Annotated in this window: 22 protein-coding genes; 11 read left to right on the top strand and 11 right to left on the bottom strand. The window is 53.6% G+C overall.

Features of this window, described 5'->3' with window-relative positions; genetic code table 11:
• Window positions 1–2 precede the first annotated feature (2 nt).
• The 3 genes from FRIGORI9N_RS01025 to FRIGORI9N_RS01015 all read right to left on the bottom strand — a co-directional run bounded on the left by FRIGORI9N_RS01025 (window position 3) and on the right by FRIGORI9N_RS01015 (window position 5,508).
• Window positions 3–1,085, bottom strand: coding sequence for an AI-2E family transporter (locus FRIGORI9N_RS01025; protein WP_159568060.1), 1,083 nt, complete (start codon window positions 1,083–1,085; stop codon window positions 3–5).
• A gap of 65 nt (window positions 1,086–1,150) precedes the next feature.
• Window positions 1,151–3,127, bottom strand: coding sequence for a S8 family peptidase (locus FRIGORI9N_RS01020; protein WP_159568059.1), 1,977 nt, complete (start codon window positions 3,125–3,127; stop codon window positions 1,151–1,153).
• 137 nt (window positions 3,128–3,264) lie between these two features.
• On the bottom strand, window positions 3,265–5,508 hold the full coding sequence (locus tag FRIGORI9N_RS01015) for a PhoX family phosphatase (RefSeq protein WP_159568058.1): 2,244 nt from the start codon (window positions 5,506–5,508) through the stop codon (window positions 3,265–3,267).
• Between the two features lie 208 nt (window positions 5,509–5,716).
• Here FRIGORI9N_RS01015 and FRIGORI9N_RS01010 point away from each other — a divergent pair, with 208 nt between their 5' ends.
• The 4 genes from FRIGORI9N_RS01010 (at window position 5,717) to FRIGORI9N_RS00995 (ending at window position 7,698) form a co-directional block, all read left to right on the top strand.
• Window positions 5,717–6,217, top strand: a complete 501-nt coding sequence (locus FRIGORI9N_RS01010; RefSeq protein ID WP_159568057.1) for a DUF4864 domain-containing protein — start codon at window positions 5,717–5,719, stop codon at window positions 6,215–6,217.
• Window position 6,218: 1 nt separating this feature from the next.
• Window positions 6,219–6,575 (top strand): iron-sulfur cluster assembly accessory protein, encoded by a 357-nt coding sequence (locus FRIGORI9N_RS01005; RefSeq protein WP_159568056.1) that lies wholly within the window; start codon window positions 6,219–6,221, stop codon window positions 6,573–6,575.
• Between the two features lie 59 nt (window positions 6,576–6,634).
• Complete coding sequence (locus FRIGORI9N_RS01000; RefSeq protein ID WP_236550770.1) at window positions 6,635–7,105, top strand: helix-turn-helix domain-containing protein; 471 nt, start codon at window positions 6,635–6,637, stop codon at window positions 7,103–7,105.
• Window positions 7,106–7,185: 80 nt separating this feature from the next.
• Window positions 7,186–7,698 (top strand): nucleotidyl transferase AbiEii/AbiGii toxin family protein, encoded by a 513-nt coding sequence (locus tag FRIGORI9N_RS00995; protein ID WP_159568054.1) that lies wholly within the window; start codon window positions 7,186–7,188, stop codon window positions 7,696–7,698.
• Here the strand turns inward: FRIGORI9N_RS00995 and FRIGORI9N_RS00990 are convergent.
• Window positions 7,685–7,984, bottom strand: a complete 300-nt coding sequence (locus tag FRIGORI9N_RS00990; protein ID WP_159568053.1) for a hypothetical protein — start codon at window positions 7,982–7,984, stop codon at window positions 7,685–7,687. The genes FRIGORI9N_RS00995 and FRIGORI9N_RS00990 overlap by 14 nt on opposite strands.
• Before the next feature lie 120 nt (window positions 7,985–8,104).
• On the opposite strand from FRIGORI9N_RS00990, the gene vapB reads away from it, so the two are divergent.
• Window positions 8,105–8,335, top strand: a complete 231-nt coding sequence (gene vapB / locus FRIGORI9N_RS00985) for a type II toxin-antitoxin system VapB family antitoxin (RefSeq protein ID WP_159568052.1) — start codon at window positions 8,105–8,107, stop codon at window positions 8,333–8,335.
• Window positions 8,335–8,751, top strand: a complete 417-nt coding sequence (gene vapC / locus FRIGORI9N_RS00980; RefSeq protein WP_159568051.1) for a tRNA(fMet)-specific endonuclease VapC — start codon at window positions 8,335–8,337, stop codon at window positions 8,749–8,751. Before vapB ends, vapC begins: the two co-directional genes overlap by 1 nt.
• Before the next feature lie 32 nt (window positions 8,752–8,783).
• Here the strand turns inward: vapC and FRIGORI9N_RS00975 are convergent, their stop codons facing one another.
• The 5 genes from FRIGORI9N_RS00975 to FRIGORI9N_RS00955 form a co-directional block, all read right to left on the bottom strand.
• Window positions 8,784–9,245 carry a hypothetical protein gene (locus FRIGORI9N_RS00975; RefSeq protein WP_159568050.1) on the bottom strand — a complete coding sequence of 154 codons (462 nt, stop codon included), beginning with the start codon at window positions 9,243–9,245 and terminating at the stop codon, window positions 8,784–8,786.
• Between the two features lie 10 nt (window positions 9,246–9,255).
• Window positions 9,256–14,010 (bottom strand): RHS repeat-associated core domain-containing protein, encoded by a 4,755-nt coding sequence (locus FRIGORI9N_RS00970; RefSeq protein WP_159568049.1) that lies wholly within the window; start codon window positions 14,008–14,010, stop codon window positions 9,256–9,258.
• Between the two features lie 123 nt (window positions 14,011–14,133).
• A complete protein-coding gene (locus FRIGORI9N_RS00965) occupies window positions 14,134–14,415 on the bottom strand; it encodes a helix-turn-helix domain-containing protein (RefSeq protein WP_159568048.1) in 282 nt (93 codons plus the stop codon).
• Window positions 14,416–14,438: 23 nt separating this feature from the next.
• Complete coding sequence (locus tag FRIGORI9N_RS00960; protein WP_159568047.1) at window positions 14,439–15,839, bottom strand: aldehyde dehydrogenase family protein; 1,401 nt, start codon at window positions 15,837–15,839, stop codon at window positions 14,439–14,441.
• Complete coding sequence (locus FRIGORI9N_RS00955) at window positions 15,836–17,491, bottom strand: acetolactate synthase large subunit (protein WP_159568046.1); 1,656 nt, start codon at window positions 17,489–17,491, stop codon at window positions 15,836–15,838. The genes FRIGORI9N_RS00960 and FRIGORI9N_RS00955 overlap by 4 nt, the downstream gene beginning before the upstream one ends.
• A gap of 152 nt (window positions 17,492–17,643) precedes the next feature.
• Between FRIGORI9N_RS00955 and FRIGORI9N_RS00950 the strand changes: the two genes are divergently transcribed.
• Both FRIGORI9N_RS00950 and FRIGORI9N_RS00945 read left to right on the top strand, forming a co-directional pair.
• Window positions 17,644–17,892, top strand: coding sequence for an AbrB/MazE/SpoVT family DNA-binding domain-containing protein (locus FRIGORI9N_RS00950; RefSeq protein WP_159568045.1), 249 nt, complete (start codon window positions 17,644–17,646; stop codon window positions 17,890–17,892).
• A complete protein-coding gene (locus FRIGORI9N_RS00945) occupies window positions 17,889–18,236 on the top strand; it encodes a type II toxin-antitoxin system PemK/MazF family toxin (protein WP_159568044.1) in 348 nt (115 codons plus the stop codon). The genes FRIGORI9N_RS00950 and FRIGORI9N_RS00945 overlap by 4 nt, the downstream gene beginning before the upstream one ends.
• An 11-nt stretch (window positions 18,237–18,247) precedes the next feature.
• Here FRIGORI9N_RS00945 and FRIGORI9N_RS00940 read toward each other — a convergent pair whose 3' ends face one another.
• Window positions 18,248–19,801 carry an NAD(P)/FAD-dependent oxidoreductase gene (locus FRIGORI9N_RS00940; protein WP_159568043.1) on the bottom strand — a complete coding sequence of 518 codons (1,554 nt, stop codon included), beginning with the start codon at window positions 19,799–19,801 and terminating at the stop codon, window positions 18,248–18,250.
• 309 nt (window positions 19,802–20,110) lie between these two features.
• Between FRIGORI9N_RS00940 and FRIGORI9N_RS00935 the strand changes: the two genes are divergently transcribed.
• The 3 genes from FRIGORI9N_RS00935 to FRIGORI9N_RS00925 are packed head-to-tail and all read left to right on the top strand — an operon-like array spanning window position 20,111 to window position 21,933.
• Window positions 20,111–20,416 (top strand): addiction module antidote protein, encoded by a 306-nt coding sequence (locus tag FRIGORI9N_RS00935; protein ID WP_159568042.1) that lies wholly within the window; start codon window positions 20,111–20,113, stop codon window positions 20,414–20,416.
• A 33-nt stretch (window positions 20,417–20,449) separates the two neighbouring features.
• Window positions 20,450–20,878, top strand: coding sequence for a DUF4149 domain-containing protein (locus tag FRIGORI9N_RS00930; protein WP_159568041.1), 429 nt, complete (start codon window positions 20,450–20,452; stop codon window positions 20,876–20,878).
• A complete protein-coding gene (locus FRIGORI9N_RS00925; protein WP_159568040.1) occupies window positions 20,869–21,933 on the top strand; it encodes an AraC family transcriptional regulator in 1,065 nt (354 codons plus the stop codon). Before FRIGORI9N_RS00930 ends, FRIGORI9N_RS00925 begins: the two co-directional genes overlap by 10 nt.
• Here FRIGORI9N_RS00925 and FRIGORI9N_RS00920 read toward each other — a convergent pair.
• Complete coding sequence (locus tag FRIGORI9N_RS00920) at window positions 21,915–22,769, bottom strand: alpha/beta hydrolase (RefSeq protein WP_159568039.1); 855 nt, start codon at window positions 22,767–22,769, stop codon at window positions 21,915–21,917. The genes FRIGORI9N_RS00925 and FRIGORI9N_RS00920 overlap by 19 nt on opposite strands.
• Window positions 22,770–22,944: the final 175 nt, after the last annotated feature.

Genomic DNA, 22,944 nt, shown 5'->3' with positions numbered 1-22,944 from the left:
ACTCAAACCCACCCCCACCGCTGCCAGTGCATTTTCAAAAATGCATAAGTAACTGGCGCTGTAATTAGCCCGGGCAAACCAAAGGCAACCTCGCCGAGAATGATGGCGATGAGCATTTCGGGCACGCTGGCGCGCACGTTGCGGCCAATAATGTAGCCATTCACGAAGTATTCAAGCTTGTGAATGATGAACAGATAAAGCACCGACCCCATGGCCACAAAAACACCGTAGCGAATGGTCAGCACCAGAATAAGGGTGTTGGCCATGATATTGCCGGCTGCGGGAATAAGACTGGCCACGGCGGTGAACATCAAGAGCAGTTCGCGGAAAGGTAGCACCACCTCGAATGCGGGCAAGATGCCGTAGATGAACACGGCGGTGCAGAAGGTATTCCAGATGCTGACATACACCTGCGCGCCCATGAGCAAGGTGAAGCAGCGCACATAACGTTCGAGTGTTTCTAGCCAAGCCTGTGCCAGGGGTTTGTAGGGGCCACTGTGGCCAGGCGAAGCGGGCGCCATTAAAGCGGCAGACACACCCAAAATAAGCGCGAATACAAACTGCAGGAATATGAAAAAGCTGGCGCCACCAAAGCTGCGAATGTAGCCCACGAAATCGCTGTCGTCTTTGCTGATCATGCGGAACAATTCGCTGGGCTTACCGGGAATGTGTTCGCGAATGGCGTCTGGCAGGCTGGCTGTGACCGAGTTCAGGTTGCGCAGCGCTTCTTCTATCAATTGCGGACCTTGCTGCGCCATGGTGGCCAGCACAAAACGCACGCCGCTATTAACCCCGATACCCAGCAACACCACCGCTGCTGCCACCACCGCAGTGGTTAAAAATGTGGGCAGCCAGCCAAACAGCCCACGCATAAAGGGGCCGTTGAATTTATTGATGTGGGGCTGCAGCAGGTACACAAAGCCCCGGCGGGTAAAACGGGTAAGCGCAAAAATGGCCAGGCCAGCAATAAGGCCCACGCCAATTTTCAGGCTCAACATGCTGATCCAAATGGCCAGTATGCCGACTACGGCGGCGTACTCCCACCGAATGGCGTGATTGTTTTGATGCTGTGCGGGGTTGGACATGGAATCTCTTGGCTGCTTGTTGGGTTAGGTATGACCAAGGTTTTCCCGATTCTATCCCAACTTGATCAGTTCACCCCAAGGATACGGCGCCAAACCGCCAGTAAGATGCCCAGCCCCAACAGACCTGCAAGGCCCATGGCACCCCCACCCCCGCCGCCACCGCCCTGCGTGGCAGAAACCGGACTTGTGCTTGTGGAGGTATCACCACCAGAAGAATCGACGCTGGGGGTAAATGTACGTTCGTTGGCACTGACATTGGCCAGGCGAACCACGCTGGTGTTGCTGCGGTTGGTCGCCGTGTCGGTTACCGTGAGTGCAAATTCGGCAATATTGCCCGCCATGCCCGATTGCACCTGCAGGCTGCTGTTTGTGGTGCCAGCCAGCGCCACTGGGTTGCCAAACACCTGTTGCCAACTGTAGCTTAAGTTGGCGCTACTCCCGGCGCTGTTGGTCGACAAGTCACCATTCAGCGTGAACGGCCCGTTGCTGGCCACCACTGCAGATTGCTGCACATTGGCCACGGGCAACGCATTGCTTGATTCACGCGTGGCTTGCAAGGCACCCACCACATTCAACAAACCTGCGCCACAGGCTGTGCTGGTGCAGTTGCGGCGTGCAAAACCAAATAGGCCTTGTGTGAAATCTGCATTGGCTGGATAAGGCAAGGCGCTGTTGCGCAAAATGGTCTCGATTTCGCTGGGCGTAAGGCTGGGCCGTGCGGCCCTGAGCAAAGAAATGGCGCCCGCAACCATGGGTGCCGAGAAACTGGTGCCCGCGAACAAAAATGCGGTGCTGCCGTTTGGGTTGGGCGTGGATTCACCAGTGTTGCTGGCCCCCACGTACAGCCCGTTGCTGTTGCCTGGTGCATGCAAGGTTAAAAAACTGCTGCTGCCACCCTTGGCGGTGTAAGTGGCCAGTTGGCCATCTTGCTCGGCCGCGCCTGCAGCAATGGTGCCTGCGCAATTGGCTGGGTACTGCACCGCGCCACCGGAATTATTGCCTGCAGAAATGACAACCGACACATTGCGGGCCCGTGCGTCGGCAATGGCCAAAGCCACCATGTCAGCGGCGGCGCAACTGTCGCCAAACAAGGGGGTGTCGGTGGCAAAACTTAAATTGATCACATTGGCGGGGTTGGGGTTCACGCCAATGGTGGGGTCGACCCGGCCAGAACCTGTGGCCCAGTAAAAGGCATCAACAATGTCGGAACTGGTGGCAATGCCACACCGGCCAGAGACCCTCACGGGAAGCACCTTGGCATTCCAGTCCATGCCCGCCAAAAACTGGCCGTTGTTGGATTGGGCTGCAGCCACCGACGCCACGGTGGTGCCATGCCATGAGCTGGTGGTTGAACCATCGGGGCAGGTAAAGCCGGGGGGCGGTGCATCGCCAGGGTCGGAGGGATCGGGGTCGCGACCATCGCCATCGTTGGAACCCGAATTGATGACGGTTCCCAATTCGCGTTCACCCGTGGGCGGGGTGGCGCGGGTGACAAAGTCGTAGCCCGGCAACAGGCGGCCTTTCAGTTCCGGGTTCTCGAACAACACACCTGAATCGAGCACTGCGATTACCACGTTGCTGCTTCCGCGTGTTTGTTCCCACACGTCTTGCATGCGCAGCGAAGCATAGGCGCCCGTGTTCATGTAACTGGCCTGGTTGGCTGCGTAGCTGCCGTCGTTGGGCGCAGGCACTGCGGTGCGCTGCAATTGAATATCGGGGCTTGCAAAACGCACGCCGGGCAAGGCCTGAAGCGCAGTACGAATGGCTTGCGGCGTTTGCAGGCTGCCCAGCACAGGCAGGCTTTGCATTTCAACCAGGTAACTGTTGGGCTGAAGCAAAGGGCGCACCATTTTTACAGGCACGCCAAGTGTGGCTTGAAGCTGCTGCATCATGCCGCTGGGCATGGCATTGGGCGTTGCGCCAGCTGCGTTGATAACCCAGCGCGTGGGCGTTGGCGTGGCTGTTTGAGCAAAAGCTGTTGTGGTACACACGGCACCTGCCAACAAGGCGACTATGGAATATTTGACAACACACTGCTTCAAGTTTGTCCCCTGCTTTTGTAAGCCGAACCGGCCACTACTTCTTACCGCGAAAGACTTAGAACGGATTCACCCCACAGCGCGTGCACACTGCGGGGTGAATGGGGTACTGCATCAACTTACATGAACTGCTGACTGGTTTATTGACCGATCACACCGCCATCGGTACGTGTCAGCACAATGGTGGCTGAACGTGGACGACTCCCGGCGTTGGGCATTTCGCCTGCTGCCGGGTTACCAAACCCACCGCCAGCCAATGCATAAGGCCATGAGCTGGTCGGTGCTGCGTTGGAACCGTCTTCACCGGGGTGCTGAATGTTGATGAACAATGCCTTGCCATCCGGGCTTTCTGTCAAACCAGTGATTTCGCACTCAATTGGACCGACCACCAAGCGGCGCAGGGTACCCACTGCACCCACGCGAGTGGACACAGTGCCACCGCCGGCTGCTGTGTTGTCGACAGTCACGGTTTGACCATCGCCCACTTCGCCGGGAACCGCAGCCACCAACATGCAGTTGGTGGTGTCGGTAAAGGCGCCGTCGTCGGTTTGAATGTAGAGCACACCGGTTTTTTCAGAGAACCACAAACCGTCTGGGCTGGACAGCACGTTTTCTTCAGTCAAACCAGACAGGTTGACGTTCGGATTGTTGATGTCGTCGTCTTCCGCACCAAACAGGTAAATATCCCAAGAGAAGCCCAATGCTGCGGGCTCGCTGTTGTCTTCGCGCCAGCGGATTACATGACCATTCACGTTGCCTTGTGAGCCTGCGTCGCCTACACCGTCGTTGTCGGTGTCGTTGTCGAAGTAGACCCGTGGGTTGGCAGGGTCGGCCACGCGGCGGCTGGTGTTGTTGGTCAAGGTCATGTAAACCTCGCCATTGCGTGGATTGACACCACCCCACTCTGGACGATCCATGGGTGTACCGCCAGCAATGTCTGCCAACAAGCGTGTGTTCAGGAATTGTTCATTGGCATCGGTCACAGTGTAGTTAATGGCAGCTGTGCTCAACGAGCCAGAACCACGCACTGAAGTGATCATGGTGCCGTTGGCCACTGTGGCCAGGTCGAGCCAGTCGCCAGTGAAATCAGCATCGAATTTGGCGACGTACAGCTTGCCGAAGTCGAGGTACTTGTCACCAGACTGCAGGCCACCCATGATATCGGCCGGGTCCCAGTTGGCTGTGGATACAAACTTGTAGATGTATTCGTAGCGGGAATCGCAACCCATGTAGAACACCACGGGCTTGCCCGCTTCAACTGGGCCTACCCATGCGCCTTCGTGAGCAAAACGGCCCATGGCGGTTCGCTTTTTCGGTGTGCTGGTTGGGCGGAATGGGTCAATTTCTACGTTCCAGCCGTAGGTGAATGCTGCGTTGCGATAGTCGTCGGCTGCTGTCGCGCCCACAATACCAACATTCCAGCGGCTAAACGGTTCACCAACCTGACCCACTTCGCTGGCTGTGTTCCAACCTTCGCGGCCGTTACCGGATGTGCGAACGCCGTAACGACGCATGGACGCTTGATCGTTGTCGCTACGACCTGCATTGTTGCTGTTGCCGAAGTAGCCAGCCCAGTTTTCTTCACAGGCCAAATAAGTGCCCCAAGGCGTGTAGCCTGAAGCACAGTTGTTAATGGTGCCGCGAGTACGAGTGCCGTTGGTGGAGTACTTGGTGACCATGGCTGCTACGCCGCGCAAGGGGCCACTGATCTCAATGTCGGTCAATGTGTGAATACGGCGGTTAAATACGCTGTTTTGCACCACGCTGTACTGGCCATCGCTGCCGCGAGTAACTTCAACCACAGACACACCGTGAATGTGCATTTCCTTCAGCGCTTCGTTTGAATCGCGCACACCAGCCACGCTGGTAGGGCCATCAACGTGCAGGTACTCGGGGGTAATCGCTTCGTGGTTGATCACGAGCAAACCGCGCGTGCTTTCTTCCGGGTCCCAGGCGTTGTTTGCACCCAAACCAAAGAAGTACATGCCGTCGTGGTGATCGCCAGAACGGAACTGGAATTCAGATGGGTTGTTGGCTGCGTCGGAGCCGTCGTTCATGTACTCGGAAACGCCCGAAGCAATGGGGTCGCCCAGTTTGTACAGCACCTGGAACTGATAGCCTTCAGCCACTTGCACTGAATCGGCCAGGCTAAGTGGAGTGGAACTGAAACCCACTGCGTTCAATTGTGTTGCGCCGGGTGTGCTGGCCACCGCACTGTCACCACCGCCACCGCAACCGGACAAACCCAGAAAACCCAATGCGGCTACGCCCACGGAACCTTTCAAAATGCTCCGGCGTGAGGGGTTTTCCAAGTGATGATTAATGATTTGCTGGAATGTTGGACTGGAAAGCACTTCCAGCTCTTTTTTAGTGATTGATGACATCTCGACCTCCATGTAAGACTCGAGGATTGTCTGGTCGCTGTATTACAAGGTTGTGTGAGTTTTTTTAAAGAAATATGTCATCCTGAACAAGTGTTCAACAAAGCTGGATGCGGGTTTCAGCCAGGTTCGATATTTTGACTTGTTTGGCCGGAATGTTCGTGGCAAACTTGAACGCCAAGCGATTGATTCCATTGGAGGTAGTTAGTAAATGTCGAATCAAACCAAAGAAGTTCCCAGGCGTAAGTACAGACTAGACAAAGAAAACAGCTTTCGACAACGAATATGGAAACTCTGGCTGCTTATTTTTGCAGCAGGCCTTGTAGCAGCATTTACAGCCAGCTTGACCCATGCGGACGAAACCGGTGACAGGCGAGAAACCCGTGCAGTAATCGAAGCCCAGCTCGAAGCCTTCAGGCAAGACGATGGCCCCAAGGCTTTTTCCTACGCAACTCCCAATGTACAAACCATGTTTGGCGATGCCGAAACTTTCATGCAAATGGTGCGTGAGGGCTACGACGTGGTCGTGAAACCGGTGACCGTGCGTTTTGTGAAATTCGAGACCGATGGAAGCAACGCTCTACACGCTGTGCAAATGATCGACCGCCAAAAAACCCTGTGGAACGTATACTACGTATTGCAGAAGCGCCCGGACGGCAGTTGGAGAATTTCCAGTTGTGAGACCGAGAAAGCGGAAACCGACCTGATTTGACATGAGCACCGAAGCCGCAACCCCCACTTGTAACATTGCCCTGACCGACGCAGCCCAGGAACGAATTCTTGACCTGCGCGACAACATGCACAAACCGGCGATGATTCGCCTGTATGTGCAGGGGGGCGGCTGTTCGGGCTTTGAATACAAAATTGACCTGGCCCGCGAAACCGACGAGGACGACATTCTGCTGCAAATCAACCCCTTCATTCACATTTATGTAGACCCGGTGAGCGCCCCGTACCTGGAGGGCACCACGATCGACTACGAAGCCCACACCCTGGCTTCACGCTTTGTATTCAACAACCCGCAAGCGAAAAGCACCTGTGGGTGTGGATCAAGCTTTTCAGTGGAATAAACCACAATTTGTTTCTGGTTCTATACAAAATTTGATTTTTGTATAGAATGGGAAACACGATGCCAGCCAAATTTGATCTAAAAACCTCAGCGCCCCGCGAGCAATTGCTTGCCTTGGGGCAACAATTGAAGCAACACCGCAAGGCCAACAAGCTAAGTGCCGATGCGGTGGCCACTGCTGCCGGCCTTTCCCGCACGACCCTGCACCGAATTGAACTGGGCGAAGCCTCTGTGGCTGCCGGGGCCTATTGGGCCGTGGTTGCTGCATTGGGCTTGACGTGCGGAATTGTTGCAAAGGGCACCACTGCGGCCGATGCGGTTTCCGGCAACATCGATTTAAAAAAATATCCACAACTGAAACTGCTGGCCTGGCATGTGCAGGGCACGGATTGGCTTACACCGCAACAGGCTTGGGACATTTATGTACGCAACTGGCGGCATATTGATGAAGCCGCAGTTTCTGCGAAAGAAAGAAAGTTGATTGATCAACTGCGTGCGACGTTTGAACCTGGCTCAAAGGACAAAATTTGAATGTTTAAACGCACACACCACCAAGCCATTGAGCAAGTGCTTCGCTTGATGAATGCAGAGTTATTGAAAGCCCACTGAATGTGTTGGTACTCTTTAAAGACAACACCACCCTGGTGTCCCAGTTGCGTGAAGTGCGTGCAGATCAATACGGTATTCGAACTGCCATTGGCTTGGGGCAGCACATGATTAAATTTGAAATTGTGCTGGAAGGTCGAATTGAGTTTGATACGCCAAGCGACGATGACACGGTGTGTGGCGTTACAGCCTTAAGCAGTGTTGACTTGGTCGCAAGCAAATTGCTGGCGAACTCAGACCGTTGGGCAGATGAAGGCGTATTCAATCGTGATCTGATTGACTTGGCCATGATGAAGCCAGCGCACGACGCATTTGCAAAAGCATGCACCAAGGCTGAAACTGCCTACGGCGCGAGCATTCGACAAGACCTTGAAAAGGCAATTGGTAAACTACTGGACAAGCCAGACTGGCTGGAAAAGTGCATGCGCGCCATGAACATGAATGACACCGCACCCGCAGTTGTAGTGACCGCTGTGCTGTCACTTCGCAATATATTGAAAAAAATCAACGGCACTTGATTTCTTCTTTGAACTCGTCGTACTTCGCCTCGCGTTTAACCCTGCATTCACCGTCTTGATATTCCTCTTTCCAGGGCGCATCGGCCACGGGTGAAAAACCATCTTCGCACTTCACTTCTTTCTTGTACTCGTAAGGTTTTGACTCAATTTTGACGCGGCAAGGGCCATCCCAATATTCTTGTTTGCTGCGCTCCCAATAGCCGTAATCACCACCACCCCAGGCGAATGCGGCGCTGGTGAATGCGAATGTGCTTAGTGCTGCGCTTAGGATTTTAAAGAACTTCATGGGTACTACCTCGGAAGGTTTGCGATTGAGGTAATAACGGGTGGGTGAATGGGGGAGTTGACGATGGGATTAGCAAGCAATAAAATGGGATATTCACTTTGCATATCCCATGAGGGTATTATGGAAAAATCAACCGTATTCATGAGCAGTCGCACTCAAGCAGTGCGCTTACCCAAAGCCGTGGCTTTGCCAGCAGATGTGAAAGTTGTCGACGTAATTGCAGTAGGCAGAACCCGCATTATTTCACCAGCGGGCGAGTCTTGGGACAGTTGGTTCAACGGTCTGGGGGTGACCAATGACTTCATGTCGGATCGAGATCAGCCTGAACCACAAGAAAGAGAATCATTTTGATGTTGAAGTACATGCTCGACACCGACATCTGTATTTACGCAATAAAAAACCAACCTGCTGAAGTTAAACGCGCATTCGAGCATCATTACGGCCAGTTCTGCATTAGTGCTGTTACTGCGATGGAACTGGTCTTCGGCGCAGAAAAGTCGAGTAACGTGGAACGAAACCTGAACGTTATCGAAGGTTTCATGGCGCGCCTTGATGTGCTGGAATATGACAAGGCGGCTGCTATACAAACCGCGCAAATAAAAGCCGAACTCGCGAGATGTGGAACCCCTATAGGCTCGTACGATGTGATGCTTGCGGGGCACGCACGCAGCCAGGGACTGATCATGGTCACAAACAATTTGCGTGAGTTTTCCAGGGTGTCGGGATTGCGATCTGAAAGCTGGGTTGCGAGACCTACAAGTGTCTAGTTAACTCGGGGCGTTTCACTTAAATAAAGACACTACTCCCCCACAAATCGAAGCCCAATTTCACGTAATTTTTTGTTAGCGAGCGTGTCATAGATTGAATCGATTTTTCTTTGATTTTTTTTGATTAACGTAAATTTCTCTACTAAGAACTTAATTAGGTCTATTAACGTTGCTTCGACACCCTCCAAGTTGTCGTCTCGGATTTCAGCAAACATTGGGTAATCTGTGCTTTGCTCTCTGAGAATAGCGACCGAATCGGATTCAAACTCTTTGACTGCTTCTTTCAAAATAGATAACGAGTATTCTTTCGCACCAACATCAATAAGGTTTATGACCAAACCATCAGAGTAGTATCGATCCGTCATAAAGACCAAGACCCAACCCCCTCCCTCGAACTTGATCTCACCACTCAAACTTACTGGAATTCTTTTTAATCCAAGCGAAATTATCGAATCGTCATACGAATCAATCAAAGCAATCAGTGATTTTTTCATGCGAGCTCCGTTAATTTTTTGTCATATACCCAGTTCTTGGGTCAACCTCATAACCCGCCTCAGAAAGATGCTTTATCTCACGACCATACCCAGTCAATGAGTTATCCGCTTTGAATAAAACATCTGCAGTGGGTCTAGTTGCCAAAGCAATATCGTCACCCCTACTAATCGCCTCATCCAAGAATGGTCGATTCACTTCATTCCAAAACTGTTCCGGATTTTTATACATATCGTCAGGAACATTTAATACGTTAAAAGCACCTTTTTTCTCGGCAAAGTCTGTAGTTTTCGGGTATTCCAACTGGTTGTTAATTATGTCGTTCATATCTTTTTGGTAGCTACCCAAAATCGTAGTAGTTCGATTCGGATTCGGATAAAAAATCACACCGCTACTGGTCGTAACCTGATTTGGAACACGTCCGAGTTTCGCATCTTTACAACGCAACCCCCACGGATCCACCCATGTCATTGGGTTCGGCGCGTACTGGTAGGCGTTCATCCCACCCAGCAAACCAATCGGGTCTTGCGTGGTGAACTGTCCGCACTCGGGGTCGTAGTACCTGTACCTGTTGTAGTGTAGCCCTGTTTCTTCGTCGCAATACTGCCCCTGAAACCGCAAGGGGTTGTCTACTTCGGTCACGGCTGCAAGGGCCAGTGCGCCGTAAGTTTTAAACCGGGCAGACCACACCAGCTCCGCCTTGCTGTTTGTGATTTCTCGCGGGGTGCCAATGTGGTCGGTGTGGTAGTGAAACACGTCACCGTTTTGAACCAGTGCAAGCGGTTTGAAGCTGAACGGTTCAAACAAATAAGTGCGGGAACCGTTGCTGCCCACCTCACCCAACAGCACATCGCCGTTCCAGAAAAAGGTGGTACTGCTACCCTCGCTGGTTTTTGAAATACGCCTGCCCAGTGCGTCGTAGGCATAGCGGGTTACAGCACCCGCCACATTCACTTCAACAAGCTGGTTTTGGGCGTTGTAGGTGTAGCGTGTTACCTGCCCCTGGCGTGCGCCACGCTCAATAATTTCTTCAATGCGGTTGCCACGTGCATCGTAACTAAACAGCCTGTTGCCTTGGCGCTTTAAGCGATTGCCCGGTGTTTGTTGTGACCTGCGGGCGTTGGGGCTTGTGGGTTCAGGCAAAGCCTTGTTGGCCTGCGCATCGATGGCTTCTTGCCCGTCGAGTGCTTCCAGCAGGTTGCTGGCGGGGTCGAACAAAAACGCTTCGGGGTTGGGGCCTTCCACCACGCGCAAGCGATCCAGCAAGTCGTAGTGGTACAGGTTGGTGCCGTGGCCTTGGTCGTCAATGCGCACCAGTTGGTTGCGCTGGTTGTAGCAGTAGCGCCTGCGGGAAACGGTGGGTGAAAGGTCGCCCGCTTTTTCACGCCGGTTAACCTGCCCCACCAACCTGCCCTGTGGGTCGTACAGGCTTTGGGTGTGCACCTGATTGCTTCGCTTGCGCACCACTTCGCGACCCAGGGTGTCGCGCTCAAACTGCGCCAACAATTCGCCATTGAAATTGATTTCGCCAAGCAGGCCGAGCGCATTGTATTGGTAGGCCAAATTGCCCGCGGCAATTGCGCCGCCTGCCATGGCACTCCAACTGCTTTGCTTTAACCAGCCAGCCGGGTTGTATTGGTGTTCAATGCGATGTTGGTCTTGCAGCTCGGCCAGCACGCGGCCTTCGGCATCGACTTCCCATTGAAGATTGCGCTGTGCGTTGTTGGCCTGTATCAGCTGGCCCTGAAGGTTGTAGGCAAAGGAAGCTTCTTCGCCATCGCTGTGTGCTGCCTTGGTTAAACGCCCCAATGCATCGCGCGTGTAACGCGTACAGGCCAGCGGTTGATTGCTCGATACGCCCCATTCCTGCCTTTCGAGCAGATAACCCACTGCGTTGTACTGGTAGGTTTGTACGCGGCCGTCGAAGCCGCTTTCTTTCACAAGGCGCTCGGCCAGGTCGTATTCAAAATGGCAGCTTTGTCCATTTTCATTTTGAAGTTCGACCAAATTGCGTTCGCTGTCGTAGCGGTAACGCAAGGTAAAACCTTGTGCATCAGTGCGTGCGGTGGGTTGGCTTAAGCGGTCTGCGTATTCATACACCGTGCTTCGGCCTGTGGGGTCGGTGATGCATTGCAGTTGCCCCAGTGGGGTGTAGCTGTACTGCGTGGTCAACCCTTCATGGTTGCTGGCCCGGGTGCAGCGGCCCGTTAAATCGTAGGCGTAATCGGCTGTGCGCCCCAGGGGGTTGCAAACGCTGGCCAACCTGCCCCATGCATCGAACTGGTAAGTGGTGCTGCTGCCCAAGGCATCGGTTTGCGCCTGCAACTGCCCTTGGGCGTTGTACAACAGCCGGGTGCTGTGGCCCAAGGGGTTGATCACTTCGCACAGCAAGCCCAGGGCGTTGTACCGGTAACGGGTGGTGGCACCGGTTGCGTTGGTGTGGCTGCTTGGCAAACCCTCGGGGGTGTAGGTGTTCAAGCGCACATGGTCTGCGGCATCGGTGTGTTTTAGCACCTGCCCTTGCGGGTTGAGCTCAAACCGGTGCACCAGCCCCAGCTTGTTGGTGTAAGCCACCAAGTAACCCTGGCTGTTGTACTGAAACTGCTCCCGGTGACCTAGTGCATCTACGCGTTCCAACACTTGCCCGTTGTTGTTGTAGCGTGTGCGGGTAATTGCGCCTTCAGGGTTCTTCTCGAACACCGGCAAACCCTGTGCATTGAACTGATAGGCGGTGCGCCCACCGCGGCTGTCGATGGCTGTGTTGTAAGTACCCCATTCAAACTGGTAGCGGTAAGTGGGCTGACCTAGAACAGGGTCGCCCCACTGGCGCACGCAGCGGGAAATTGACTCTGTTTTTTCCCATTCAAAATAAATGTTGTAGCCACTTTTCAAGGTGCGCTGCGTGAGCACATTGCCGCTGTTGTAGGTGTAGCGTTCCTCAAAACCAGCGGCATCCAACGCACCCACCAGTTGGCCTTGCAGGTTGTAACGGTATTGCACCAGCGTTAGCTGGTTGTTACCGCCTTGCGCCAGTTGCGCAATGTGCTCAATTAAACCTTGGGTGTTGTAGCCCAGCACCCAGGTGCTTTGGCTGCTTTGAATTCGTGTGGCTTTTCCATCGGTGTAGTCGATGTGCAGGAAATTGCCAAAGGCATCGGCGACACTTACCAATGCGCCGTGTTCAAAATACCTTCGCAGGCCCAAACTGTTGCTGGCTTGCAGCTGGAATGAATGTTCGCCCGTGCGCACCAGCGTTAAAAATTCACTGGTGTTGGTGCAGCGCTGGCCTACCTTTAAGGGTTTGAAGTAAACCGTGCGGCCTTCGTCGTCGATGTAGTTCAGGCCAGCCGGTTCGGTTTCAATGCGTTGCGCAAGCGGGTGCGCCCAACCCGCGCCCAACCCTGCATTAAAGCCCTGTTCAGCCATGCTGCTGCGGTAAGTACGTTGCCAGTTCAAACCCACCAACCCTGGTAGCGAACAATCCTGCAGCTGCAACAACTCCTCGCCGTTGATCATGCTGATGGGTTCGCCCGCTGTTGTGGTGTCGGCTACTTTGGGTGTGCTTGCCCCTTGCGAAGTTTGGGTGGGTGTTTTGTTGGTGTCAGTATTTTTTTCACCTGCGGGTGCGGCACCCCGTTTGGCGGGCGCGGGTGCAGAAGGCGAGCCCGCAGTGGCGCGCAACTTGTGGGCCTTTGCTTTTTCTACCGCCTTGGCGTAATTGGCCAAATGCCGAATTGCCGCCATGGTGAAGGGGCCAACGTGGCTTGCTGCGCGGGTAACATTGGCACCGGCCCGCGCAACCCCCACAGCAATGCTTCCACCCAATGTGGCCAAGGCCAGCAACACTTCAATGCCAATGACCACCACCACGGTGGCCGCATTGCTCAAGCGCCGAAGGTGGGGCACGCTTTCGGAATAGCCATCGAGAAATTCGAACAAACCCGCACGCAGCAGGTGGTCTGAGCCGATCAGGTTGAACAGCCGCATGCCCTCTTTCAAGGTGGCGATCATTTCTTGTGCTGTGCCGTAAGCGGCCATGCCAGCGCCAATCAACATTTGCTGAATTTGCGCAAAGTTGGAATTGATCAGCGTCTCGAACCCCGCGCAGGTGGCTTTTACTGCATTGGCCGTGAACTCAATACTTATTTTGACCAAGTCCCAAAGGCCTTGAATAAACCCCATGGCTGCCGCGCCTGCGCCTTGGCCAAGCGCTTTGCCTTCATTCCACAATTCGGCAATTCTGCTCTTGACCTTGAATTCAAGGTTTTGTGAATCGTGTTCGCGCCAGCGGGCCAGCAAAATACTGGCCATTTCAACCAGCGCTTTGCCGCGCTCGTGCTCGGCACTACCCACAGGGTGGGCTTGCAATTTGGCTTCGTTGGCCCAGTAAATGCTGTTGGAGTTAAGCAGGTCTTTTTGCGGATCTGCTGAAAGTGGAAATTTGACCACCAGCAAATCGCCAGTGAATGCGGCGGTGCGTTGCCTTTCGCTGCGGCCAACGAAAAAGCCGTCTGCATACAAATCGCCCTGCACCAATCCGAAATGACTGAGCACTTTGCAATCCACGGTGTCGCCAGTGCGCGTGCGCGGAAAGCCGTGCAGCATGAGCTCATCGAGTTCGGTGTCGTTAATGGACTCGCGGTGCAAGGCCAACCAAGGCGACAACTCGGTGCGTTTGTCAAAAAAAGCCCAATAGTTGCCGCGAAACCGCAGCCCCAAACCAGGCTTGACCGATTGACCAAAAACGGGAATTTGAACGAAATTCATGAAAGCAGCGCGGGCGAATAACCGTGCGAAGTTACTTGCCTGCCTGGATTTCAGCGAATTGAATCAGTTTGGGTGATGGTAGCCGGGTGATGGGGTGAGCACCCGGCTTTCAGAATATGCGGTTCAGACGATTTTTGCGTTTCTAAACAACTGGTCGACGGTAAGCCGGGCCAGGCTGCTTTCATCGCGGGGATCGGTGGAGGAATACATGCTGACCTGCAAGGCATCGAGCACGGCGAACAGGCGGTTCACGCTGATCGACCCCGGATTTTTTTCCAGAGACGACACCGTGCGCTGATCAATGCCAAGCCTTTCACCCAGCTGCTTCTGGGTCAGCCCCAGTTCACGCCTGCGCGTGCGGATCAGCACGGTGACGTCACTCAGATTTATTTTTTTCAGTGCCATAGTGTTTTGAATTTACTTTGTAATTACAACTTGATGACCGCCATTTTTTCTTGCGTCATGTCGTGCATGGTGGGGCCAATTCCGCCAACCCCGTAACCCGACTGCCGCCGCCCAGCAAAAGGCATCCAATCAACGCGAAACGCCGTGTGATCGTTGACCATGACTGCGGTGGCATCAACTTCACGCACGCAGCGCATGGCCACTTTTAACTTCTGGGTAAACACCGCCGCCTGAAACGCAACTGGCAAGCTGTTGGCTTGTTCAATTGCATCGGCCAGCGATTCGGTGCCGTAAACACACACCACGGGGCCAAACACTTCTTGGGTACTGACTTTGGCATCGCGGGGCGGGTTTAAAAGCACGGTGGGTGCATAAGTTGTGTCACCCAGCCTTTGGCCACCACACAACACCTGTGCACCACCTGTTACAGCTTCATTTACCCAGTGCTCAACGCGCTTGACTTCATTCGGGTTGACCAAGGGGCCGCATTCGGTGTCGGCCAAAATTGCATTGCCTACTTTTAGCCGGGAAGCCTTGTCAGCAATGGCTTGCGCCAAGGCTGTGGCCATGTCTTCTGGCGCATAAACGCGCTGCACACTGACGCACACCTGCCCCGAATGATAAAAGCCGCCCTTGACCAGCGCGGGGATCATGGCGTCGAGATCGGCGCAATCATCAACAATGACTGGAGCAACACCGCCGTGCTCAAGCGCACAGCGCGTGCCAGGGGCCAATTTGCTTTTTAGCCGCCACCCCACAGCACCAGAACCGATGAAACTGAAAAACGCCACGCGGTGATCGGTCACCATTTGTTCAGCAACATCGCTTTTGCAGGGCGCAAAGCGGCACCATTCCTCGGGCAGGCCCGCTTCATACAGCATGCTCACAAAGGCCTGGCAACTTAAGGGGGTGGCACTGGCTGGCTTCACCAGCACAGGGCAGCCTGTGGCAATTGCGGGGCCTACTTGGTGAACAATCAAATTCAGGGGGTGGTTAAATGCCGATACCGCCACCACAGGGCCAATGGGTTCACGGGTGGTGAAGGCCATGCGGCCAGAACCAGCGGCGGTCAGGTCCATGGGAATTTCACTGCCCGTGAGGTGGCCCAGCTCTTTGATGCACAGTTCGACACCATCAATGGCGCGGGTTACTTCCACCTTGGCGTCCATCAGGGGCTTGCCGCCCTCGTTGGCGATTTGAAAAGCCAGTTCATCGAACCGGCCTTGCATAAGCTGCGCTGTTTTTTTCAGAATGGCGATGCGCTTGTGGGCGGGCAACCAGCCCGAGCGGGTTTTGTGCAGCTGGTGGGCGGTGTTTAACCAACCATCAATGGTTTGCCAATCGACCAGTTTCACTTCGCCAATCGGCTTCAAATCAAAGGGATTGACCACTTCCAAAGTGGCGTTGTTCACTGAGTTGCTCATATCAAACACACCTTTGCGGCCAATTCATCGATCAGCACGCGTTTGTTTTCAGAGTAGTCCACGGGAACGTCCACAATGTGCACACCGCCCGCCTGAAATGCCCGATCAAAGGTGGGCACCAGGTCGGCTGCGCTGCCCACACGGTGGCCTGTTGCGCCATAGGCCTCGGCATACTTCACAAAGTCGGGATTGCCGAATTCAAGCCCCCAATCGGCAAAGCCAGCGTGCTCTTGCTTCCAGCGGATCATGCCGTAAGAACTGTCGTTCAAAATGGTAACGACCAGATTCATCTTCAGGCGTACGGCAGTTTCAATTTCTTGAGAATTCATCATGAACCCGCCGTCGCCACAAATGGCCATCACCCGCCTGTCGGGATACAGTATGGCTGCCATCATGGCAGACGGCAGGCCTGCACCCATGGTGGCCAGCGCGTTGTCCAGCAGCACGGTGTTGGGCTCGTAAGCTTTGTAATTTCGGGCGTACCACAGTTTGTAAATGCCGTTGTCCAGCGCAATGATGTCTTTGGCGCCCATGGCACGGCGGGTTTCAGCCACCAGCCTTTGGGGAATAACCGGAAAGCGGTCGTCGTCGGCGCCTTCTTTGATGTGCAGTTCAACTTCTTCGCGAATGCGGTTGAAGTAAGCCAAATCGCACACCACTTTGCCGCCAATTTTCTGGGTCAGTTTTTGCACCGAGCGGGCCACATCGCCCACCACTTCGCACTGCGGAAAATACACCTGATCGACTTTGGCTGAACGGTAATTCACATGGATTACTTTTTTTCCGCCAACGGCCATGAAGAACGGTGGCTTCTCGACGACATCGTGGCCCACATTGATGATGAGGTCGGCCCGCTCAATGGCGCAATGCAAATAATCACCATCAGAAAGTGCAGCAGTGCCCAAGAAATGGGGTGAGCCTTCGTCGACTACGCCCTTGCCCATTTGCGTGCTGAAAAAAGGAATTCCCGTGGTTTCAATAAATTCCTGCAAGGCCAGGCGTGCCTGCTTGCGGTTTGCACCCGCGCCCAGCAACACCAAGGGCATGCGGGCGGAACGGATCATGGACACCGCTTCGTTGAGCACCACGTCGTCGGCCACGGCATAGTGCCTTTCGCTGCGGGGAATAATCGGTGCGCTGGTGGGCTCAGCGGCAATGTCTTCAGGCAATTCAAGCAATACAGCACCGGGGCGTTCTTCTTCGGCAATGCGGAATGCCTCGCGAACCAAAGCGGGAATGGTGTTGCCATGAACTATCTGCTTGCTCATTTTGCAGATCGGATCGAACAGATTGACCACATCAATGATTTGAAACTGGCCCTGCTTGGACTTTTTGATGGGCTTTTGCCCGGTGATCATGATGAGCGGAAACGCACCCAAGTGTGCATACGCTGCCGGGGTGGTGAAGTTGGTGGCGCCCGGCCCCAGTGTGGCCATGCACACACCGGCACGGCCAGTTAACCGGCCATAAGTGGCGGCCATAAAACCTGCACCCTGCTCATGGCGGGTTAGCACCAGCTTGATGCTGCTGTTTCGCAGGCTTTCAACCATGTCGAGATTTTCTTCGCCGGGTACTGCGAAAATGTGCTTGACACCTTCGGCCTCCAGGGCCCGAACGAATAAGTCAGATGCTTTGGTGCCTTGGGTCGACATGGGCGTTCTCCTTCTTTGGGGGAACGACCAGTGTCTGCCTGTTACATTTCAATTTCAATACCTTTATCCATTCTGCATAGATTTTCAAGATGTTTTACTAAAGTAGGACTTTATGTTCTACTTTTATATAACTTTCATGAGCAGGAACTTCCATGCGACAAACTTTACGTAAAGCAGGCGGATCGCTGGTGATGACGATTCCCAAAACCTTTATTGAACAGAACAAACTCTCGGAAGGGTCTCAAGTGGAATTGGTGCTTAGTGGGAAAAAACTGGTTATTGAAGCGACTCAAAAACCCAAATACCGGCTGGCTGACTTGCTGGCTGAAATGCCAGCGGAACTTCCACAAGCTGAAGGCTGGGATACCTTGCCCGATGTGGGCGAGGAACAAAACAAATGACCTACACCCCGAACCGCGGTGACATTGTTCACCTGCAATTCGACCCGGCCAGCGGGCATGAAATGAAAGGTCCACATTTTGGCTTGGTAATCAGCAGCAAAACGTTCAATCAACTTGGCTTGGCCATGATCTGCCCGATTTCGCAGGGGCAAGCCGCTGCGGCCAGGTCTTACGGCACAGTGGTCACTTTGATGGGTTGCGGAACGGATACCCAAGGTGCGGTGTATTGCCATCAATTGAAGTCACTTGACTGGCGCACACGCAAGGCGTCCAAAAAAGAAAGCGTGCCGCAGTACATCATCGACGATGTACTGGCACGCCTTGAGGCCATTCTGTTCGAATAGTCCTGTTTACATCAGGCCACTTTAAGCGCCATCAAACCCGTGCTCAGGTGGTCGGTCACCTTCGGCTTCACGGTTTTGCCATTGCTGCCTGTGAGCACATATTCAGCCGGGTTAAAGCGTGCAACGCGCATGCGGTACTCGGCATTCAAGCCGGGGTACAGCGTGTTGTTGCGACCATTGGGGCTTAGGTACCAACTGGCGCAACCACTTTTCCACACAGTGTGGTCGCTGCGGAAGTCCATGGTGTTCACAAACTTCTTTTCAACCTCGGGCTTCACGACAATTGCTTTCAACTTGCGTTTTTGACGCAGTTTAATCGCTTGAATGACATAGCCGATTTGTGCCTCTGCGTAAGCGATTACCGAGGTGTGACCGGGGCCGGTGAAGGGGCCAACCAGGAAATACAGGTTTGGAAAACCAGCAGTTGAAATGCCTTGGTAGGCTTCTGAGCCGTCTTTCCACTTCTCGTGCAGGCTTGCACCGCCAATGCCTTTGGTATCGATGGGCGAACCAGTGTGGCGTACTTCGTAGCCTGTGGCATAAATAATCACGTCGAGCTCATGCTCCACACCATCGGCTGTGCGAATGCCTTTCTCAGTGATGCAATCAATGGCGTTGGTTTCCAGATGCACATGCTCTTTTTGCATGGTGGGGTACCAATCGGAACTCACCAATACACGCTTGCAACCGAACTTGAAAGTGGGGGTCAGCTTCTTGCGCAACTCGGGGTCTTTCACCTTGCGAGCCAAATAGCTGCTGGACATTTTTTCAGGCTGGGCCTTGAACATGTCGTACTTCAAAATCAAAAACGGCGCAGTCAGTTCATTGAACCAGTAAACACCCAAGCGATTCATTTTCATGTTCAGCGGGGTTTTGCGGTTCAGTGCTTTTTCCGCTTCTTCAATGTTGCGGTCGGGGCGCGGCATAATCCAGTTGGCAGTGCGCTGAAACACCACCAGGTTTTTCACCTTGTCTGCAATGGCTGGGCCAACCTGCACGGCTGTGGCGCCAGTACCAATCAGGCCAACACGTTTGCCTTCCAGTTCAACAGAATGGTCCCATGCAGCGGTGTGCACGGTTTTACCTTTGAACTTTTCAGCGCCTTTGAATTCCGCAACCTTGGGTGCACTGAACGGGCCAACCGCGGTGACTACATTGCGAGCCTGAATGGTTTTGCCGTCGGCTGTGGTGATATTCCAAAGTCCAGCCTCTTCATCAAACACAGAACCGCTGATGCTGGTGTTGAATTGAATGTGAGGGTACACGCCGTACTTGGTGGCGCAGTGGCGCAGGTATTTGTAAATTTCGCCTTGTTTGGCGTAGCTGTTGCTCCACTCGGCCCAGGGCTCGAAGGAATAGCTGTAAAGGCTGCTTTTTACGTCGCAACCGCAACCGGGATACGTGTTGTCGCGCCAGGTGCCGCCCACATCGTGGCCTTTGTCGAAAATCTTGAAATTGGTTTCACCTGCTTTCAGCAGTTGAATACCCATGCCCAAGCCTGAAACGCCTGCGCCGACGATTGCAACTTCAAGAATATTTTGTACTTCTTTTTTTGAGCTGGCCATGTGTGCTGTCTCGTGTTGTAGTGGTTTTCGATGAGTTGCAGTGTAGGGGCTTGGGTGCAACAGGCGTGAGTGTGAAAAGTGACGACTTTGGAGTCAATTTGGGCCAAGCTCATGAACTGTTTGCTTTTTAAAGTTACAAAAATGGTCTTTTTGACTCTTCCATGCATGTAATCGATCGATTACAATAACTCAACTGATGTTTAAACTAAAAAGTCTTCCCACGTTCACAGACTGGCTAGAATCACTCGAAGACAAAATTGTGAAAGGCGCGATTCTTGGGCGACTTCGATTGAATAAGGAGTTTCTCAAATGACAAAAATCAAACTGACACTCGATGAGCTTGACGACTTCTCAATCGCTGAGCACCTAGATAGCCCAGAGACCATCGCCGCGTACTTGACGGATATTCTTGAGAGCAATGACCCCGCCCTTTTAGCCGCTGCCTTGGGCGATATCGCTCGTGCAAAAGGTATGAGTGATGTTGCAAAGTGCACGGGAATTACTCGCGAAGCGCTTTACAAAGCGCTTCGAAAAAATGCCTCACCGCGATTTGAGACCGTGAGCAAAGTATGCTCTGCATTTGGAGTCAAACTCGTGGCGCAGGCCATGCACTGACCACTAATTGAATTAGCAGCAGAGGAGTACAACATGGAATGGTTTCAAGCGCTCACAACCCTGGCCTTGGGTGGTTTGTTCGGCGGTATTTTGGCGTTCTCGGCCTTGTTTGCCCCGTTGGTATTCACAAAGCTGCCCATGGAACAAGCTGGGCCATTCATTCGAGCCGTGTTCCCGTGGTACTACCTGTACGTGATCGTGTTTGGCTTTCTCAGTGCAATTTTTGCAGGGCTTTCGGGTGGCGGCTTTTGGGTGTTGTTCCCCTCGGCTTTGGTGGGTTTGGCCAGTGTGTACACCCGGCAAGTGTTGATGCTGCAAATTAATGAGTTGCGCGACCGCGAACTGGCTGGCGACAAAGCCGCTGGTGCTGAATTCAACAGCAAGCACCGGCTTAGCGTGATCATTAACAGCGTACAACTGCTGGTGGCAGCGGCCACCCTGGTTTACTGGGCATGGAACTGAAAGACCTTCCGCAGCTTAGGCTGCTGGAACAAACCACGGTGGCGCAAGCCTATCCGCTGTTTTTCGTGAACTATGCGGTGCAGCGTGGTTTCGCGGCTGAACAAATTCTGGAACACAGCGGGCTGACCCTTGCCCAGTTACAGGTGCCCAACAGCCGCATTGCCGCGGCACAGCACGGCATTATTGTGATGAATTTGCTGGCGCTGTTTCAAAGCGAACACATTGCCATCGAGATGGGTTTGCAAAGCAGCCTGACCAAAGCCGGCATGATCGGCTTTGGTTTGATGAGTTGCGCCACCCTGCGTGAAGCGATCGAGTTGGGCATTCGGTTTTTACCCACCAAAGTGCCCTTCTACACCATTGACACCAGCGAAGACGAACGCACTTTGGTGTGCCATGTTCGCGAGGCCATGCCGCTTGAGCCCGTGCGCAAATTCGCCATCGAAAACTTTGTAATTGAAGTGTGGCGCCTGTTCGAAAGCCTGTTCAACCCCATGGGCAGCAAAAGCGAGGCAAGTGGTATCGAGCTGTGGTTTGACTGGCCTGAACCGCCCTATTACGCGAGTTACGCCAGCAGCCTGCCCAAGTGCCGTTTCAATGCGGCAGGCAATCAAATTCGAATTCCCGCCAAATGGCTTGATCTGCCTTTGCCCACCGCCAATGCCACCACCGCGCAAATGGTGATTCAACAATGCGAGCAGGAATTGATTGCCCTGGGCCTGGGCGACAATTTAAGCGGGCGCGTGAAAAACCTGTTGATGTGCCGCGATGGCCGCTACCCGCAACTTGAAGACATGGCCGAGACCCTGCACATGTCGGTACGCACCTTGAAGCGTAAATTACAAAACGAAGGGCGAAACTTCAGCGATTTACTGGGCGAGGTCATTCAACGTGATGCCTGCCTGTTGCTTGAAACCACGAAGCTGAACGTGGATGAAATAGCCCAGCGTGTGGGTTACCAAGACCGCGCCAACTTCACGCGTGCATTTAAAAAACTGACCGGCAAAACGCCGAGCGAATACCGGGAGTGGGTGAATTACGTCGTCAAAAAATGACTGACCAAACCTTGCGCATCGGTGTCGTGCGGCAGGCTGACATGGTCAGTTCCTTTCACTGTAGCCACCAAGGGTTTCACTGCAAAGTGCTGCATTAACCGCAACGAAGAATCGTGCGGCACCACTTGATCATTTTCAGCCAGCAACACAAAGGTCGGATTGCGCACATTCACAGCGCATTCATGCGATTTGAACTTGCTGCGCAACAACAGCGAGACAGGTGCCAGGGGTACTCTCTTTTTGGCAATGCTGATCAAACTGTCGTAAGGCGTAAACAACACCAGTTTGTGCACGGGTGTGCTGGCTGCCAACTGCATGGCCACGCCTGTACCCAGGCTACGCCCAATGACCGAAATTTGATTGCGGTCGCACCAAGGTTGTTCAGCCACCCATTTGTAAATGGCGCGTGCATCGGCCACCAAATGCTTTTCCATGGGCTTGCCCTTGGAGTTGCCGTAGCCCCGGTAATTGAAGAACACCAAGGGCAGGTTTTTAAAACCTTGTGCTTCGTTCAGCAACCAGCGCACGTCTTCGCTGCGGCCACCAAAATAAATGGCACAGGGTGCTTTGCTGCCTGCGCCGCCCATGCCCGTAGGCATGCGAACCCAACCTTCCAGTTCAATGCCCGGTGCCACCTGCAAACGCAATTCGGTGAATTCGTGCGCATGGTGGGTCAGTACTTCGTGGTGCTTCAAAGCGGGGCTGAATATGTGCCTGGTCTGGCTGAAGTACAGGTAGGTCCAATAGGCCGCAAAACCCATGGAGGCGGACAACGCCACGCGTGGCATCAACCGTGACTCCAAAACCGGGTTTTGTTTTTCTTGAACATACTTCATGGCTGCACTTCTTTACAAAAGGGTTACGGGTCACACTACACAGTGTATTGAAACCAAATTGTCACAAAGGTTCAAAATGCTTGCAGAAACGGCGTTAAATCAACGTTTGGAAGGAATTGCCCACATGACCTGTCACAATGACAATTCATATTTCAGGAAATATTCCCGAGACAAA

This window comes from Limnobacter sp. 130 (assembly GCF_902506325.1).
Taxonomy (GTDB): domain Bacteria; phylum Pseudomonadota; class Gammaproteobacteria; order Burkholderiales; family Burkholderiaceae_B; genus Limnobacter.
Note: the sequence above shows the minus strand (reverse complement) of the source record. Positions and strands in the feature narration are given on the sequence as shown.

Excerpts from the sequence above, each read along its gene's own strand:
- FRIGORI9N_RS00965 (WP_159568048.1), bottom strand. The coding sequence starts at position 14,415 with ATGGCACTGAAAAAAATAAATCTGAGTGACGTCACCGTGCTGATCCGC.
- vapC (WP_159568051.1), top strand. The coding sequence starts at position 8,335 with ATGTTGAAGTACATGCTCGACACCGACATCTGTATTTACGCAATAAAA.
- FRIGORI9N_RS01025 (WP_159568060.1), bottom strand. The coding sequence starts at position 1,085 with ATGTCCAACCCCGCACAGCATCAAAACAATCACGCCATTCGGTGGGAG.
- FRIGORI9N_RS00925 (WP_159568040.1), top strand. The coding sequence starts at position 20,869 with ATGGAACTGAAAGACCTTCCGCAGCTTAGGCTGCTGGAACAAACCACG.
- FRIGORI9N_RS00960 (WP_159568047.1), bottom strand. The coding sequence starts at position 15,839 with ATGAGCAACTCAGTGAACAACGCCACTTTGGAAGTGGTCAATCCCTTT.
- FRIGORI9N_RS01015 (WP_159568058.1), bottom strand. The coding sequence starts at position 5,508 with ATGTCATCAATCACTAAAAAAGAGCTGGAAGTGCTTTCCAGTCCAACA.
- FRIGORI9N_RS00930 (WP_159568041.1), top strand. The coding sequence starts at position 20,450 with ATGGAATGGTTTCAAGCGCTCACAACCCTGGCCTTGGGTGGTTTGTTC.
- vapB (WP_159568052.1), top strand. The coding sequence starts at position 8,105 with ATGGAAAAATCAACCGTATTCATGAGCAGTCGCACTCAAGCAGTGCGC.
- FRIGORI9N_RS01005 (WP_159568056.1), top strand. The coding sequence starts at position 6,219 with ATGAGCACCGAAGCCGCAACCCCCACTTGTAACATTGCCCTGACCGAC.
- FRIGORI9N_RS00970 (WP_159568049.1), bottom strand. The coding sequence starts at position 14,010 with ATGAATTTCGTTCAAATTCCCGTTTTTGGTCAATCGGTCAAGCCTGGT.
- FRIGORI9N_RS01010 (WP_159568057.1), top strand. The coding sequence starts at position 5,717 with ATGTCGAATCAAACCAAAGAAGTTCCCAGGCGTAAGTACAGACTAGAC.
- FRIGORI9N_RS00975 (WP_159568050.1), bottom strand. The coding sequence starts at position 9,245 with ATGAAAAAATCACTGATTGCTTTGATTGATTCGTATGACGATTCGATA.
- FRIGORI9N_RS00955 (WP_159568046.1), bottom strand. The coding sequence starts at position 17,491 with ATGTCGACCCAAGGCACCAAAGCATCTGACTTATTCGTTCGGGCCCTG.
- FRIGORI9N_RS01000 (WP_236550770.1), top strand. The coding sequence starts at position 6,635 with ATGCCAGCCAAATTTGATCTAAAAACCTCAGCGCCCCGCGAGCAATTG.
- FRIGORI9N_RS00935 (WP_159568042.1), top strand. The coding sequence starts at position 20,111 with ATGACAAAAATCAAACTGACACTCGATGAGCTTGACGACTTCTCAATC.
- FRIGORI9N_RS00940 (WP_159568043.1), bottom strand. The coding sequence starts at position 19,801 with ATGGCCAGCTCAAAAAAAGAAGTACAAAATATTCTTGAAGTTGCAATC.
- FRIGORI9N_RS00990 (WP_159568053.1), bottom strand. The coding sequence starts at position 7,984 with ATGAAGTTCTTTAAAATCCTAAGCGCAGCACTAAGCACATTCGCATTC.
- FRIGORI9N_RS00945 (WP_159568044.1), top strand. The coding sequence starts at position 17,889 with ATGACCTACACCCCGAACCGCGGTGACATTGTTCACCTGCAATTCGAC.
- FRIGORI9N_RS00920 (WP_159568039.1), bottom strand. The coding sequence starts at position 22,769 with ATGAAGTATGTTCAAGAAAAACAAAACCCGGTTTTGGAGTCACGGTTG.
- FRIGORI9N_RS00950 (WP_159568045.1), top strand. The coding sequence starts at position 17,644 with ATGCGACAAACTTTACGTAAAGCAGGCGGATCGCTGGTGATGACGATT.